General features: G+C 45.9%; 10 protein-coding genes. 3 read left to right on the top strand and 7 right to left on the bottom strand.

Going from position 1 to position 14,924, the window contains the following annotated elements; translation table 11 throughout:
• Positions 1–6: 6 nt before the first annotated feature.
• From BQ9893_RS06015 to BQ9893_RS06000, 4 genes are all read right to left on the bottom strand, one after another.
• Positions 7–3,114, bottom strand: coding sequence for an efflux RND transporter permease subunit (locus tag BQ9893_RS06015; protein WP_075965172.1), 3,108 nt, complete (start codon positions 3,112–3,114; stop codon positions 7–9).
• Between the two features lie 12 nt (positions 3,115–3,126).
• On the bottom strand, positions 3,127–4,152 hold the full coding sequence (locus tag BQ9893_RS06010; protein WP_075965171.1) for an efflux RND transporter periplasmic adaptor subunit: 1,026 nt from the start codon (positions 4,150–4,152) through the stop codon (positions 3,127–3,129).
• Positions 4,153–4,189: 37 nt separating this feature from the next.
• Entirely contained in the window at positions 4,190–5,545 is a 1,356-nt protein-coding gene (locus tag BQ9893_RS06005) for a TolC family protein (protein WP_394333228.1), read from the bottom strand.
• A gap of 66 nt (positions 5,546–5,611) precedes the next feature.
• Positions 5,612–6,223 carry a TetR/AcrR family transcriptional regulator gene (locus BQ9893_RS06000; protein ID WP_075965169.1) on the bottom strand — a complete coding sequence of 204 codons (612 nt, stop codon included), beginning with the start codon at positions 6,221–6,223 and terminating at the stop codon, positions 5,612–5,614.
• 220 nt (positions 6,224–6,443) lie between these two features.
• Between BQ9893_RS06000 and BQ9893_RS05995 the strand changes: the two genes are divergently transcribed.
• The gene (locus BQ9893_RS05995; RefSeq protein WP_075965168.1) at positions 6,444–7,352 is read left to right on the top strand and encodes a helix-turn-helix domain-containing protein; all 909 of its coding nucleotides are present in this window, start codon (positions 6,444–6,446) and stop codon (positions 7,350–7,352) included.
• 23 nt (positions 7,353–7,375) lie between these two features.
• Here BQ9893_RS05995 and BQ9893_RS05990 read toward each other — a convergent pair whose 3' ends face one another.
• Complete coding sequence (locus BQ9893_RS05990) at positions 7,376–7,894, bottom strand: HdeD family acid-resistance protein (protein WP_075965167.1); 519 nt, start codon at positions 7,892–7,894, stop codon at positions 7,376–7,378.
• A 329-nt stretch (positions 7,895–8,223) separates the two neighbouring features.
• On the opposite strand from BQ9893_RS05990, the gene BQ9893_RS05985 reads away from it, so the two are divergent.
• Entirely contained in the window at positions 8,224–9,831 is a 1,608-nt protein-coding gene (locus BQ9893_RS05985; protein ID WP_075965166.1) for a CTP synthase, read from the top strand.
• A gap of 9 nt (positions 9,832–9,840) precedes the next feature.
• Positions 9,841–11,745 carry a membrane protein insertase YidC gene (yidC, locus tag BQ9893_RS05980; protein ID WP_075965165.1) on the top strand — a complete coding sequence of 635 codons (1,905 nt, stop codon included), beginning with the start codon at positions 9,841–9,843 and terminating at the stop codon, positions 11,743–11,745.
• Positions 11,746–11,834: 89 nt separating this feature from the next.
• Here the strand turns inward: yidC and kdsB are convergent, their stop codons facing one another.
• Complete coding sequence (gene kdsB, locus BQ9893_RS05975) at positions 11,835–12,599, bottom strand: 3-deoxy-manno-octulosonate cytidylyltransferase (RefSeq protein ID WP_075965164.1); 765 nt, start codon at positions 12,597–12,599, stop codon at positions 11,835–11,837.
• A 28-nt stretch (positions 12,600–12,627) separates the two neighbouring features.
• A complete protein-coding gene (locus BQ9893_RS05970) occupies positions 12,628–14,895 on the bottom strand; it encodes a monovalent cation:proton antiporter family protein (protein ID WP_075965163.1) in 2,268 nt (755 codons plus the stop codon).
• Positions 14,896–14,924 lie beyond the last annotated feature (29 nt).

Below are 14,924 nucleotides of genomic sequence, written 5' to 3'. Positions count from 1 at the left end.
AATATATTATTTTTTTACCATTTTGCGATGTTTGCGTCGGACTCCGTTCCCGGCAAACACACTGTACACGACCGGTACGATGACCAAAGTGATCAAAGTAGACACTGAAAGTCCCCATGCGACTGTCATACCCATCGAACGCCACATTTCCGAACCTTCTCCCGTCCCGACAGCCATCGGGATCATGCCCAATACGGTAGTCAGCGTGGTCATCAATACCGGACGAAGACGGGATTTTCCGGCTGTCACTACTGCGGTCAGGATTCCCATCCCTCTTTCCCGGCAAAGGATCGTGTAGTCGATCAGCACGATACCATTCTTGACAACGATTCCCATCAACATGATCAGGCCGATCAGCGCCATAACGCCCAATGGTGTCTGCGTGATTGCCAGTCCCAAGATTATACCGGTGAAGGCAAAGGGGATGGAGAACATGATTACAAACGGATCAGTCAGTGATTCGAACTGGGCGGCCATTACGATAAACACCAAAATGATGATCAGGATCATCAGAATTGTCAAGTCGAAGAAGGTGTCCATCTGGTCTTCGTATGTCCCGCCTAACTGCCAACTGACATCCGATGGTATGTCCATCTCCTTCAGTTGGTTCCGGGTGGCTGTTACAATATCGCTCATGGCTGCTCCTTTCCCGACAACCGCCGATACGGTAATGACGCGTTCGCGGTCTTTACGTTCGATGGTCGGAGGTGTCATTCGTTCTACTACTTTGCCCAGGTCGCGGATACGGATTCCTTGACCGGCACTGTTGTAGACCAGGATATTTTCGATATCTTCGACAGACTGGCGGAATTCAGGGGCGTAGCGTACCTTTATGTCATATTCGTCACCGTCTTCACGATACTTGGATGCGGTCGAGCCATTGATGCGGTTACGCAAAGCCATGGCAGCCGTTGTGATATTCAATCCGTTGATCGCCAGCTTTTCTCGGTCGAAATCGACTTGATATTCTGGTATGTAGTCCTCGCGACTGATGTTAACCTGTGAACAACCTTTCACCCGGCGCATCCTTTCGGCCAGTTCGGCTGCTACGGCATCGGTCCGGCCGAAGTCGAAACCATAGATTTCGATGTCGACGGCGTTCTGTCCGCCCATACCTTCTTCCTGTCCGCCTTCGATGACCTTGAATGTTTTGATCTCCGGATATTTAGCCAGATCCTTACGCATCTCTTCGCAGATTTCAACCATGCCGCGTTCGCGATCGCCGACGCTCAGCATATTGATATAATAGTCGATGATATGTGTCCCGTTGTTGCTCAGTTGTGCCCAGGTATTATCGGAGTCGGCCTGCCCTTCGGTGAAGTTGCTGGTCTTTATTTCCGGATATTTCTGTCGGAACAGTTCATCGATTTCCAATGCCAGTTTACGGGTAATGTCTTGACGGGTCCCGACCGGCAATTCGATGTGGACACTGATCTGCGCGTTATCCTGTGTAGGGAAGAATTCCGTCTTGATGGTCGGAATCAACAACATGCTTCCAGCAAAGATCAAAGTTGCACCGAATATGACTGTTTTGCGGTGGCGTACCGCCCAGTAAAGGAAACGGGAGTAGCCATGATCCAAAGCATCCAGGGCCTTTTCAATCGGTGTGAAGAACAAAATGTACAAACGGCCTTTTTTAGGGTTTTGCTTGAGTAATTGCGAACTCAACATCGGAGTCAGTGTCAGTGCTCCGACCGTCGAAACAATCATGATGATACTGACGATCCAACCTAACTGTTTGAACAAAATACCCGCCATACCCGTCACCATGGTCAAAGGCAGGAATACGGCCAACATGGTCAGAGTCGAGGCAATGACGGAGATAGCCACCTCGTTTGTCGCGTGTACGGCAGCCTGTTTCGGCGCACTGCCTTTTTCGATATGGGTCGTAATGTTTTCCAATACTACGATCGCGTCATCCACGACCATGCCGATAGCTATGGAAAGTGAACTCAGCGAGATAATGTTCAGAGTATTGCCGGATGCAAGCAGGTATGCGAAGGAGGCTATCAACGAGATCGGGATGGTCAGGATGATGATAAACGTCGCTCTCCATCGTCCGAGAAACACGAACACCACCAGCATAACGATGATGAAGGTGATGAAAATGGTCTCCTTCAGGCTGTCGATCGTATTCAAGATGTTAGTGGAGGTATCCAGAATTACCCCTAACTTGACATCCGAAGGCAGGCTTTCCTGGATTTCAGGCAGTTTCTGGTGGACCTTTTTGGCTATATTCACCGAGTTGGCTCCCGATTGCTTCTGGATAACGATCATACCGCCTTTCTTGCCGTTGTTGTAAGTCTCTTGGGCACGTTCTTCGATGCTGTCTTCTATACGGGCAATATCACGCAGGTAGATGGTCTTGTTATCTTTATGGCCGACCACGAGATTATCCATCTGGTGTGCATCCGTAAACTCACCCTGTACGCGAAGCGCATAAGAATTGGAACCGATATCCACGCTGCCACCCGGAGTGTTCCGGTTTTCCTGTGCGATGATAGCGGATATTCCTTCGATTGAAATCCCGTATGCTTCCAGTTTGTACGGGTCGCAATAGACCTGTATTTCACGTGTCGGCGTGCCGGAAATGGAAACCGCTCCTACGCCGCTGATACGCGCAAGCGGGTTCGAGACCTTGTCGTCCAGAATCTTGTACAGGGCGTTCGTGCTCTCTTCCGCCGTAACCGACAGGATGATGATCGGAATATCGTTTGTGCCGAATTTGAAAATGATGGGATTGTCCACATCATCCGGCAACATCGGCTCGGCGACGTCCAGTTTGTCGCGCACGTCGTTTGTCGCCACGTCGATGTCCGTGCCATAGTCGAATTCGAGTGTGATGATCGAGATGTTTTCACGCGACTGTGACGTGATGTGCTTCAGGTCGCTGACGCTGTTCAACACGTTCTCCAACGGCTTGGAGACGTTCATTTCGATATCCGCAGCGCTGGCGCCGGCATAGGAGGTCATGACCATGATCGTGTTTGTCTCGATCTCCGGCAGCAAGTCTACTGATAATCTGGTTAATGAAAAAAGACCGAAGATCACGATCGCCACAAAGACAAGGGCTGTCGTAATCGGTTTTTTTACCGCTGTTGCATATAAGCTCATAATGTTTGTCTCTTACTTTTCGATTTCTACTTCCATTCCGTTGTTCAAGCGGCTCTGGCCGGATACTACTACCTGGTCGCCGTTGTTTACACCCGAAATGACTTCATATTTGTTTCCCATGCGACGTCCGAGTTCCACTTTTTCGTAAGAGACTTTGCCGTCTTTATATACATATATATAACGATCCCCTGCACCGGACTGTTTTACGATTGCGAGGTCCGGGGCGACCACATGGTTTTGTGTGCCGAAACCGATCGTCACGCGGGCAAACATCCCCGGGCGGACCCGTTCATCGCTGTTGTCGATTTTGATTTCGACAGGGAATGTGCGTGTATTCGGATCGATAGTCGGGTAAACCAGGCTGACTTTTCCTTTGAACACTTCGTCTCCATATACATCCAGCCGGATGTCGACATCTTTTCCTTTTTTTACTTTCGTGAAGAGGCTTTCGGATACGTTGATCAGCAGTTTGACCGGACGGATCTGTTCTACGGTGAAAATCGGCGAGCCTCCGCTATACATATCGCCGCTATCGTAGTTACGGGCAGTTACGATACCGGCGACCGGACTCAGCAGCTGTGTGTTCTCCTGTAAGTTCTTGTAGGCGGCACGGCTTATGTCCAGCTGTGTTTTCTGTGCATCCCAGGCTGATTTGGATGCACCGCCGACTTTGTATAGCTCGTCGATACGTTTGAATTCCAGTTCCTGGTTGTCCAATTGTATTTTTGCCTGTTTGAGATTCGTTTCGTCCATCTTGACCAAGAGTTGTCCTGTTTTTACATGGTCGCCGACTTCCGCAAACAACGTCTCTATGCGTACCGGAGTTTGCGGTGCGATATTGTTGGAAATGTTGGCTTCGACAGTTGCTGTAAATTCACTGAGTTGCTCTACCTCTTGTGCAGAAACAGTTTCTACTCTCACTAAGACTTTATTGCTGACGCTTTCCGTTTGTGCCGGATCTTTCTTTTCTCCTGAACAGGACAGCAATAATGGTAGAATGAGGAGTGATATGAAGTGTTGTCTTTTATTTGTTTCCATCTTGTGATAATTTTATTCTATGTCTATTTTCTGTTCTTTAAAATTCTTGCTGGCCTAACACCTTTTCCAGGTCAGCCTTTGCAACCATATAGTCGTAGATGGCCTGGTTGAAATTCAGTTTGGCCTGTGTCAGTGCCAATTCCGAATCGTTCATTTCGAGTAGGGTCCCGGCGCCTGTGTCGTAACGTTTCTGTGAGATCATATATCCTCGTTCGGCTTGTTCCACTCCCTTCTGTGAAGCGTCGAACCGTTTGACGCAGGTATTCATATTGTCTATGTATTGCTTGATTGCCAGTTGCAGGTTCCGCTGTGTATCCTCTCTTTGCAGGTTCAACTGTTCGAGCGAATTTCTTGTTTGTTTGATCTTATAGAACTTGCTGCCGCCGGAAAAGATCGGAATGGAGAGTGAGACGCCGACCATGGAGTAGGGGTTCCACCGATAGTCTTTGAACTTGAAATCGTTGTTCATAGCCGTCCACTGATATAGCCCTGTGAGCGACAGTGTCGGCAAATAATCAAACTTTTGCATGGTCAGTGTATTTTCCAATTGCTTGGCCTGCAAATCCATCTGCTTCAGGTCTGTATTGTTGGCCAGTGTTGTGTCTGTCGAAAGAAAATCGCCGAATAAATCCTTTTCAAAGTCGGTCAGTTGTCCTTTACATTCGATATTTATGTCCAGATCCATGCCCAACAGTGCTTTCAATTGCCATTTGGCAAGGACCAATGCGTTTTCTGCCTGCAACATATTGGGTTCGCTGTTTTTTACGGTGACATTGGCGCGTATCAGGTCATATTCGGCAACAATTCCCTGTTCGAACTTGCGCTTGATATCCAGGTAATTTTCCATCGCGTTGTCATAGCTCTCCTTAAATACGCGGTATGAATCGCTTGCAAGAAGTACGCCGTAATATCCTTTTTTTACTTGGTTGACCATCGCTATTTTAGACGAACGAGCCTGTTCGATAGCCAGTTCCACGTCGATGGCCGAGATGCTCAAGCTTTTCCAGAGGGTGGCATTGACAATCGGCATCGAGGCGTTGAAACCGAGGTTCCAGTTGTTGTCACGTCCCACTTCGATTCCTTCGTCCATATTCGGCATGTCTTCCATGCCGGGGATTTCGGTGCTTCCCATGTCGAAGCCATCCATATACATCACCTGTTTTTTCAAGGTCCGGTTGTAGTCGGCTGCAAAACTGACTTGGGGGAATAGAGCGGCATATGAACCTTTTTGCGCATATTTTTTCTTCTGGATTTCCTTATTTGCCACTTTTACAGTAGGATTTTCACTTAGCGCGATTTCAAGGGCTTTCCCTATATCGAGAACGAGTGTGTCCTGAGCTTTAGCAGAGGGGAAGGGTAAAGATGGAAGTAGCGCTATTACTATCCATATCATCTTTTTTGTCATTAAGAATAGTTTCATTTAAAATAGGTAAATTTGATTTCTAATAAAATTGTTTGTTCAAACAAATTGTTTCTGTGTATATTTCAATAAATAACGGTCTAAAATGGCAATGCCTTTTTCCGTAGAGATTCCCCGAAGGAAGGCATAAAGAATCGTATTGGACACTTCAGCCACGGAGTGATTGGAGAGAGCTTTGGACGGGCAAACCATCTTCATCTGCTCTTTTGCCAACAAAGCGACAATCTCGAAGTTGATATTCGGTTGAAAGACACCTTCTTTTACTCCTCGTGACAGCAGTTTTATGCATTTCTTCAAAAAGCGGGATTTCTCATCTTCTGTTTTTTGCAATGCTTTCGGATAACGTTTCAGGTCATCATAGAATTTGCGGTTAAACCAACGAGGGCGTCTCATGAGTTCTTCATAGAAAAGCAACGCAACCTCAAGGGCTGTTATCGGCTCGGATTCGAAATGCTTCATGGATAACTTCATTTGGGTATAACTCAGGTTTATGCATTCTGTTAGCAACGTTTCCTTATCCTCAAAAAGTTCGTAAAGGGTCCGCTTAGATATACTCGCGTTATGGGCGATGTCATCCATGCTGACATTCTTAATCCCGTGTTCGGAAAACAAGTCGAATGCCGTTAACATTATTTGTTCTTTTGTGACCATCTGTTTTAGTGATTGCTGTTTATATGATCTGATGTTGCAAAGGTCTGTCTAATTTGGAAAACTAAAAAGGTTTATTCTGTTACGGAATTAGTCGGAAACGAATAAAAATAACCTTTTATATTCCTGAAAAACCGTTATTCATTGGTAAAAAATGAAACATTTTTCCGTTTATTGAAAAAATATATACCTTTGCAAATACACGATTAGTAAATATGTAAAGATGGAGAAGCTTCCTTTAGTTGAATTGGCGGAGTTAAATAAGAGTATTATTTTCCGTGATAGTTTTCAGGATATTTTTTCGATCGCAGATCTTGACGGAGGTATGGATATCGGGGATCCCGACTCGCCGGAGCATTTTGTCCCGATGCGGTTGAATGCGCTTTTGATGGTGTTGACTTTGGAGGGAACGCTTGAAATACAGTTGGATTATGTCTCTTATACGGTCAAACCGAATAGCTTTATAACGATCATGCCTACTCATGCGCTCCAGCTTGATAAAATCAGTAAGGATTTTAAAGGCCGCTTGCTGATTGCGGCCAAAGAGTTTTTGGACGATTGCAATCCCGGTGGAGGCAACCGGACTCAGGCGATTGCGAACTATATGGAACTTCGTAAGAATCCTTGTACGGAATTGGAACCGGAAGAAACTGTAAAGCTGGCCGATTGCATGCAGTTTATGCGGAATAAGATGAGAGAACGTACCCATTTCTATCAGAAAGAGCTGGTGCAGAACGCCTTTATTGGTTTCTTGTTGGAGTTGGGGAATATATTCTTGAATAAGAAAGACCGTTTGATCCGGCCGACGCTTTCCCGTAAGGAAGAATTGTTCGAACAGTTTCTGCAATTGTTGTTTGAACATTGCAAGGAACAACATGTGGTTACTTTTTATGCTGAAAAGTTATTTATCACGCCACAGTATCTGTCGTTGATCCTGAAGGAACTGACGGGCAAATCCGCTAACAAGTGGATAGACGATGCCCTGATCGTCGAGGCAAAAATCCTTTTAAAAGCCCCGCAAGCAACCGTCCAACAGGTGGCGGATGTCCTTCATTTCTCCGATCAGTCGACTTTCGGGAAATTCTTTAAGAAACATATGGGGATTTCTCCGATGGAGTACCGTAAGTCCTGAAACAGGCGGTACTCCGGGCTCTCTTATCTTTTACTGAACTTATACCAGTTGATCAATTCGGACAGGCCGTAGATCAGACAGGCGACTCCGAAAATCACAAATGTGTTGGCCGCTGCTCCGAACGGGTAGGCGAGGATCATAACTCCTGTTATCAGGATCAAGGACGGTATGATATAGAATCCGTAGGGAACCGTACACCATTTGCGGGCGGAAATCAGGGAAATCAACTGTTGCACACCTGCAATAACCAGTAAAGCTCCTAAAATATACATGAGTATGCTGACAAAAAACTGAGGCATGATCACTAACCATGCTCCGAACAAGATGCTGCCCGCTCCGTCGATCGGAAACATTGGACTCGGCTCGCCTTCCACTTTCTCACGGGTGAAATAATTTAAGAGCGAGAATAAGCCGGGTATGATAAAACAGATACCGATCGTTATCACGAGGTAAGTAACGGCCGCTTCCGGCCAAAGAACCAAGACAAGCCCCAAAACGATTGCAAATATGCAACGCAGGACTGAACCATTTAAACTTTTCATCTTATGTGTATTTTATATCTTTCTTTTATAACAACGAAGATACGTTATTTTCTTTGGAATGAAAATAAAAATGAAAGATATGCCTCTTTTTCGATTGACAAAATGCTACAGTCCTATCCTGAAAATCTATTTTCTACCCCATGAAAATGAAATTACTATCACGGGTAATATTTTTTAACATATCTATATGGAGAGGATCAACCCTCTTTTGCTGTCAAAAAGACAAAAGATGTTTTTTCTTTCCTCCCTTGTTATATGAATGAAATTGTGTAACTTTGCAGTTTTGAAATGCGAGTGTGCAATTAAAAGATAATTAAAATATTACTATCGTGGCAGATACAAAGTACATCTTCGTTACGGGCGGCGTGGTCTCTTCTTTAGGTAAGGGAATTATTGCCGCATCATTGGGTAAACTGCTTCAGGCAAGAGGCTACAAGGTTACCATTCAGAAATTTGACCCCTATATTAATATCGATCCGGGAACGTTGAACCCGTACGAGCATGGGGAATGCTATGTTACCGTAGACGGACATGAAGCGGATTTGGACCTCGGACATTACGAACGTTTCCTGAATGTTCAGACAACCCGCGCAAATAACATCACTACAGGGCGCATCTATCAGAGCGTTATTAACAAAGAACGTAAAGGGGATTACCTGGGAAAGACTGTCCAGGTGGTGCCTCATATCACGGACGAGATCAAACGCAATGTGAAATTGCTGGGAAATAAATACAAGTTTGATTTCGTGATCACAGAGATCGGTGGTACGGTTGGCGATATCGAATCTCTTCCGTTTATCGAAAGCGTACGTCAGCTGAAATGGGAATTGGGTAAGAATTGTATATGCGTACATCTTACTTATGTGCCTTATATCGCGGCTGCAAAAGAATATAAGACAAAACCGACACAGCATTCCGTAAAACAACTGCAGGAGTTGGGTATTCAGCCGGATGTCCTGGTGTTGCGTACCGAACATGAGTTGAGCGCTAATATATTAAGTAAGGTAGCCCTTTTCTGTAATGTGGCGCAGGATGCCGTCATACAGTCGATCGACGTCCCGACGATCTACGAAGTACCGCTGGTATTGCAGCGCCAGAAGATGGACGAAGTGATCTTGCGCAAAGTCGGGCTGGAAGTCGGGCCGACACCGGAAATGAAACCTTGGCATCAATTCTTGCAGCGTAAGGCTGACGCTACCGAAACAGTCAAGATAGGGTTGGTCGGTAAATATGTCGAACTGCAGGATGCTTATAAGTCGATCGACGAATCTCTGTTGCAGGCCGCTATTTATAATGATCGTAAGTTGGATTTGCATTTGTTCCATTCCGAAAAACTGAATGACGGCAATGCTGCCGAATTGTTGAAAGATATGGACGGAATCCTGATTGCTCCGGGATTCGGACAGCGTGGTATTGAAGGTAAATTTGCCGCATTGAAGTATGCCCGTGAAAACGATGTCCCTTGTCTGGGTATCTGTTTGGGTATGCAGTGCATGGTGATCGAATTTGCCCGCGATGTAATGGGACTGAAGGATGCCAATTCGACAGAAATGGAACCGAACACTCCGTATAAGGTGATCGACCTGATGGAAGAGCAGAAGAACGTAACCAATATGGGCGGTTCTATGCGTTTGGGCGCATACGACTGTGTTCTGAAGAAAGGTTCTAAGGTTTATGAAGCATATGGACAGACGCATATTCAGGAACGCCATCGCCATCGTTTTGAATTCAACAGCGAATATCGCGATAAGTTTGAAGCTGCCGGTATGATGTGCGTAGGCGAAAATCCGGAATCGAACTTGGTTGAAGTCGTTGAGATACCGGCCTTGAAATGGTTTGTTGGCGTTCAGTTCCATCCGGAATATAACAGTACGGTCGTTAATCCGAACCCGCTTTTCGTCAGCTTTGTTAAAGCTGCAGTTGAAAATAAAAAATAAGAATCATAGATGGATAAAAACACGATAATAGGTTTCCTGCTTATTGGACTTGTCTTAATTGTATTTACCTGGTTGAACAGACCTACACCGGAGCAGATAGAAGCACAACGCCGGATGCAGGATTCGATAGCCCAGATAGAATACGCAAAGCAGCTGGAGCAGCAGAAAGAGTTGAATAAAGAAGCAAAAGCGGACGATGAACTGGCCGGTTTGCCCGATTCCGTACGGCTTGCCCGTTTACAAAGCACATTTGGTGTTTTCGCCGATGCAATGACAGGTGAGGATGGTTCCACTGTTTTGGAAAACGAACTGATTGAAGTCCGTTTGGATAATAAGGGAGGACGTATCGGGTATGTCCGCCTGAAAGAGTACGATAATTATAAAGGCGAACCTTTAGTGCTTTTTGATGAAAAGGATTCGAAGTTCGATTTCACATTGGTAACGGCCGATAACCGGGTGGTGAGTACCGGCGATTTGTATTTTACCCCTGTAAAAGGAAATGATCCGAACAGCATCACCATGCGTCTGAATACAGGCGAGGGCAGCCATCTGGATTTTATGTATACCTTGAAACCGGACGATTATATGTTGCAGTTCTCCATTAAGGGAACTGGTTTGAATGGTGTCCTGTCACCGGGTACGACTGCTTTGGACCTGTTGTGGCAGCAAAAAATAACCCAGCAGGAGAAAGGCCGTAAGTTTGAAGACCGTTATGCAACGGTGTACTATAAATTTATGGCTGACGATGTGGAATACTTGAGCGAGACCAAGAGCGACAGCAAGCAATTGTCTAACCGGTTGAAATGGATCGCTTATAAAGACATGTATTTTTCTTCTATCCTGATTGCCGGGAACGAAGGATTCGAGTCGACGACTATCGATTCGAAGATGCTGTCCGAAGACGGTCCTTTCCTGAAAGAGTATAAGACGACGACTTCCGTTCCTTTCGACTTGAAGGGGAATGAAGCGACGGATATGCGCTTCTATTTTGGTCCCAACCTGTTCCCTCTGTTGAAATCTTACGATGAAGGAGTGGAAAAGGCCGGCCAGTTGGATCTGGAAAAGATCGTTCCGCTGGGATGGGGCATTTTCCGTTGGGTGAACCAGTATTTCGTCATTCCGTTGTTTAACTTCCTCGGGCAGTTCATCCATAGCTACGGTTTGTTGATCTTCCTGCTGACGGTTATCGTAAAGCTGATCCTGTTCCCGTTGACGTATAAGTCTTATATGTCATCAGCCAAGATGCGTGTGTTGCGTCCGCAGGTGGAAGAGCTCAATGCCAAATATCCGGGACAGGATAAGGCCGTAGAGCGCCAACGTGCGACAATGGAGCTGTATAGCCGTGCCGGGGTGAGCCCGATGGCAGGATGTGTTCCGATGTTGTTGCAGATGCCGATTCTGGTCGCCCTGTTCATGTTCTTCCCGTCGGCAATCGAATTGCGTCATCAGAGTTTCCTTTGGGCGCACGACTTGTCTACCTATGATGCGATTGTGAGCTGGAATACATATATTCCTATAATCACACCGTACTTCGGCAATCACATCAGTTTGTTCTGTTTGTTGATGACCGTAACGAACATTATATATACGAAGTTCAATATGGATCAGACCAACACCGGGCAGCAGCAGATGCCGGGAATGAAGGCGATGATGTACATGATGCCGCTGATGATGTTGGTATTCTTCAACCAGTATGCATCCGGTTTGACCTACTATTACTTCATCTCTACATTGATCACGATCTTACAGACGGTGATCTTCCGTTATACGATTAACGAAGATAAGCTGTTGGCCAAGTTGGAAGAGAATAAAAAGAAACCGATGAAGAAATCCGGTTTCATGAAGCGTCTGGAAGAGGCTCAGAAAGCACAACAGGCCCAATTGGAAAGACAAAAACAGCAAAGAAAGAGGTAAGATTACATTTCTTGAAATAGTTTGATAATAGAGATATGACAGGCAAGGAACGAATTTGCGTTCTTTGCCTGTTTTCATATACGGAGAATTTATTTTGCAGCATGCTGGTTTTTAAGGAAAGCCAATGCCTTTTCCATATCTTCCGGTGTGTCGATTCCGATTGTTTCCTGTTGGGTAATTCCGACTTTAATCTTGTAGCCGTTTTCCAACCAGCGCAGTTGTTCCAGGCTTTCTGCCAGTTCCAGAGGGGACTGGGGAAGATGTGTGATCTCTTTTAATGTGTCGGCACGGTAAGCATATAGTCCGATATGCTTGTAGTAGGTGTGGTTCGGCAACCATTCGGTGTATTTCCTGCCTCTCATATAAGGAATAATCGAACGGCTGAAATACAGGGCTTCATTATTCTTGTTCAAGACTACTTTCGGCGAATTGGCGTTGAATAGGGTTGTTTCGAAATCGTCATCCGGGCGGAAAGGTTTTACCAGAGTGGCGATTTGGACGCTGTCATCGATGAAACATGCTTTTAATGTTTCGATCTGTTCCGGTTGGATGAAAGGTTCGTCGCCTTGTATGTTGACAACCACGTCGTATCCGTCTCCTATTTTACAATACGCTTCATAGCAGCGATCCGTACCACTCTTGTGTTGGTCGGAGGTCATGACGACATTTCCTCCGAAAGCCCGGACGGCTGTTTCTATGCGGCTGTCGTCCGTAGCCACACAAACAGCATCAAGTACGTTTTGGACTTGTTCGTATACCCGTCGGATCATCGGTTTGCCTGCCATATCGGCAAGTGGTTTCCCCGGAAAGCGGGTAGAGGCGTAACGCGCTGGAATAATACCTATAAACTTCATGATTTATGATTTATGAATTATGAATTTGTCAATTGCTCACCGTTTTCCCTTCACTCAACCGAAGAACTTTCTCATGTTCTCCGACAATCCATACAATATCCCCCTCCTCAAAAACAGTTGATGGAGATGGGTTCTTGATAGAAGACGAACCTCGTTCGATACCGATGACCAGACAGGCAGACTTATCTCGTATACCGGATTCCAGGATTGTCCGTCCGATCAGGTGAGAGCCTTCGGCGATGGTGAATTGCTCCATGTTGACTTCGTGTGTCTTCTGCTCCTTGTTGGTTTCGGCCTTTTTGTATCGTTCGACCAGATATTGGCGGAAATGTTCGAGATCGTCATCCGCACCGACTACGACCAGTTTGTCAAACGGATAGAGGCGCTCTTCTCCTCCGGGAATATTAATCCGCTGTTCTCCTCGGATAATAGTCACGATGTTGACATTACATTTTTGGCGGAAATTGAGTTCTTTCAAAGTTTTTCCCATGCTGGGAGAATTCTGCTTCACTTCAAAATCGGCCAAGTGAAGGTCGCGTTCCAACAGGTGGTTGGCAAACCGTTGGTTGATCGGGGCTTTCCGTTCGTTTTCCAATTCGCGTGCGGACAGGTTGCTGAAGAAATGCCGTTCCATCAGGATAGACTGTCTTTTCAGCCGTTTGGACAAAATGACAATAACGATGACTGTGGCTGCGATCGCCAATACGATACCGACTGCGGCATTTAGCAAATGAGCGACAGGCAGCATGACCAGGCCTATACATAATATAATACGTAGAATAAACAGCGAAACCAATGGGCCTCGGTTGTATTTACTGTCCAGCCATAATTGTTGGAATTCGGCTGAATGATTCTTCTTCATCATGATCGCACGCAACATGGGGGCTATTATTAGCAGAATCAGCACGAGTGAGATACCGGCTCCCCGTATGCCGGGGAGTTCCTTCATGATAAAAGGTGCTACGAACTGAAGCCAGATGAAGATCAGGACAAGGGTGACGGCTGTATAAGTGCCGACTATACGGAGCAGGGCTTTCAATAATTTATTCCAGGCGCTTTTCTGATGTATGGTGTTGGAGCCGGAGGAATAGCGTTCGAGAAACTTCATCCATGACTTCGGGATAACCCGGTCGGCAATCCGGCATGCCGGTTCTGCCATGCGAATCATGTAAGGCGTAAAGAAAGTCGTAACGACCGAAACCGCCACGACAATGGGATAAAGGAATTTGTCGGTTACCCCTAATGAGAGTCCTAATGATGCGATAATAAAAGCGAATTCACCTATTTGGGCGAGTGAGAAACCGGACTGTATGGCTATTTTGACCGGTTGGCCGGAAAGCAATACGCCAAAGCTGGCAAATAATATCTGTCCGACTATAACGACCAATGTGAGGATCAGGATCGGAATTTTGTATTCCCACAGCAAGGCCGGATCGATCAGCATTCCCACGGAGACAAAGAATATGGCTCCGAAAAGATCCTTTACCGGTTTAATAATGTGTTCGATATGTTCCGCATCGATGGTTTCTGCCAGAATAGATCCCATGACGAAAGCTCCCAAAGCGGATGAAAAGCCTGCCTTCGTAGCTATGATAACCATGCCGAGGCATAGTCCCAGACTGACGATCAACAAAGTCTCGTCATTCAGGAAAGTCCTGGCTTTTTTCAAAAAAGAGGGAATCAGATAAATGCCGATAACGAAACAGAAAAGCAGAAAAACACCCAATTTGATCACACTGTTGAGCAGCTCTATTCCCTCTACGTGCTTGCTGACTGCCAATGTTGATAGCAAAACCATCAGCAAAACGGCAAACAAGTCTTCGACAACGAGGATTCCGAATACAACCCCCGCAAACCGTTGGTTGCGCAGTCCCATATCGTCGAATGCTTTAAAGATAATCGTTGTGGACGACATGGAAAGCATTCCTCCGAGGAAAAGACTGTTCATATGCCCCCAACCTAAAGACAATCCGGTAATATAGCCGAGTGTCATCATGCCTATCACGATGGTGATAGCCCCGATCACTGCTGTTCCGCCGACTTTCATCAGCTTTTTGAAACTGAAGTCGAGCCCTAAAGCGAACAAAAGGAAGATAACGCCTATATCCGCCCAGATACGGATACTTTCTACATTCGTGACGGTAGGAATCAGTGTGATGGACGGGCCGGCAAGAATTCCGGCAACAATATATCCAAGTACGACCGGTTGCTTTAATCTTTTGAAAAGCAAGGTAATCAATCCTGCTGAAATCAGTATGACAGCAAGGTCCGATATAAGTGATGGTATTTGAGACATGCTTTCATTGTTTTTTCCGTTGGCAAAGT

Source organism: Parabacteroides massiliensis (assembly GCF_900155425.1).
Classification (GTDB): Bacteria; Bacteroidota; Bacteroidia; order Bacteroidales; family Tannerellaceae; genus Parabacteroides; species Parabacteroides massiliensis.
This window is presented reverse-complemented; position numbering and strand designations above follow the sequence as displayed.